The sequence below is a fragment of the Halorubrum sp. SP3 genome (assembly GCF_005435195.1).
Taxonomy (GTDB): domain Archaea; phylum Halobacteriota; class Halobacteria; order Halobacteriales; family Haloferacaceae; genus Halorubrum; species Halorubrum sodomense.
The window spans coordinates 1-1,579 of sequence record NZ_SGTU01000040.1; the positions used below are offsets into that span (position 1 = coordinate 1).

3 protein-coding genes are annotated in these 1,579 nt (G+C 53.8%); all 3 read right to left on the reverse strand.

The annotated features are described in order from the left end of the window. Positions 1 to 107 precede the first annotated feature (107 nt). The gene (locus EXE42_RS14965; RefSeq protein ID WP_137706844.1) at positions 108 to 404 is read right to left on the reverse strand and encodes a DUF6516 family protein; all 297 of its coding nucleotides are present in this window, start codon (positions 402 to 404) and stop codon (positions 108 to 110) included. Between the two features lie 368 nt (positions 405 to 772). Continuing rightward, positions 773 to 1,054 (reverse strand): helix-turn-helix transcriptional regulator, encoded by a 282-nt coding sequence (locus EXE42_RS14970; RefSeq protein ID WP_137706845.1) that lies wholly within the window; start codon positions 1,052 to 1,054, stop codon positions 773 to 775. Positions 1,055 to 1,223: 169 nt separating this feature from the next. Further along, on the reverse strand, positions 1,224 to 1,579 hold a 356-nt coding region (locus tag EXE42_RS20275; protein WP_241988403.1), incomplete at its 5' end, for a DUF5821 family protein.

Below are 1,579 nucleotides of genomic sequence, written 5' to 3' on the forward strand. Positions count from 1 at the left end.
GCGGACTTGATCTGAACGTGGAGTGTCTTGGTCATGGGTGGTGGGGCGTGAGATGGTCGGTTGTGATTGGTCGCGGGTCTGTACGTCAGTCACCGTAGTTGAACGGGCTACCAATCGTCGCGCTTCTCTTCTGGGAGCGCCGCCCGCCAGGCGCGGAAGATCTCCGCAAGGCCGGGGTAGTCGATCTCGAAGGTCTCACCGCCGAGGTGGAGTTCGTGGACACCGTGGTGGTTGTCGAACCGGATGATCGGATCATCTGCGCCGGCTTCGCCGTAGTGGTAGGCGTACTTGATCCCGTCCTCGAACCGGTCTGAGATCGGGACCGAAAGCACGCGTACCCGCGCAACGGTGCCATCGGCGTAGGCTTCAGTTTCGTCTTCGAGTACGGTGACATCATCGCTCATCCACACACGTGTCGACGCACCCTGTTCCGATAAGTGTTAGGGAAAAACCTAACAAGAGCAAAGAAACAGATAGCATCCATGACGGCAACATCGAGCGTGGCTAATGCGGTACTACTCGTCGTCGGTGTCGTCATCGACGAGACCTAGAAAACTGTCCGTTACCTGTCTGAGCTACTGCCCGGCTGATGCCCTTCTCGAACAGATCCCAAGTATAGCTCGGCAATTGGAACGATATGGGTTAATCTTAACCTTAACCATAATATTAATCCAAAATACTCTTTCTACGATGTCTAGTGATGCTATGTGGAGCTCACGCGAGAAGAGGGCCAAATACTAGAGTCAAACAGTCCTCGAACGCAGCGGTTCGATCAATCGTCGTGGTCAATATACCCGGCTTCCCATTCAGTCCGAGCTTCGATTTCTCTAGTGCCCCGGCGAGTAGTGCTGTACTCGTTGGTCCGTCGGTCCCGCTGACTTTTTTCGATGAGTCCCTTCTCAACGAGCGTGTCGAGGTTGGGATAGAGCCGACCATGATGGATTTCCTTTTCGTAGTAGTCCTCGAGCTCGTCTTTGATCGCGAGTCCGTGGGGGTCGTCAAGTCCGGCAACTACGTATAGCAGATCGCGTTGAAAGCCAGTGAGATCGTACATGTCGCAATTTTCGTATTCGAGTTTTGAAATACTACTGATCTGGTGACTGCGTGTCATAGAATATGTTTCACACCCTCTACGCAGTGCTTTTGAATGCTTCATCTCACGCTTGAGTCGGAGAAGTACCGTATATCCGTCTCGATAGTCGGTGGCTATCGTGGGGCGGATGCTACAGCGGAGACCGGATCTCGGTGGAGAGTGTTTTCAGGTCTGCTGTCGCGAGCTTGTCGGTTGCGATAAGGCGAAGTCGGGGGCGACCGATGTCTAGTGGGACTTTTTCAGTCTCGATGAGGCCAGCATCTTCGAGTGCTGATTTGGCCCGTGAGAAGGTTGCTTTCGAAGCGATACCTGTATCCTCTCCCCATTTCGAGATGTCGTAGAGGAGGATCTCGTTGCGGGCTGCGAGGATGAGCATGATCTCGACGATACTGAGGTATTCGTTGCTGTTGGAAATCTCTTCAGCGTGTGCGAGGACTTCGTCGAGCTCGGCTGCGATATCGTCGCCGATCTCTTCTCGGAGCGTAT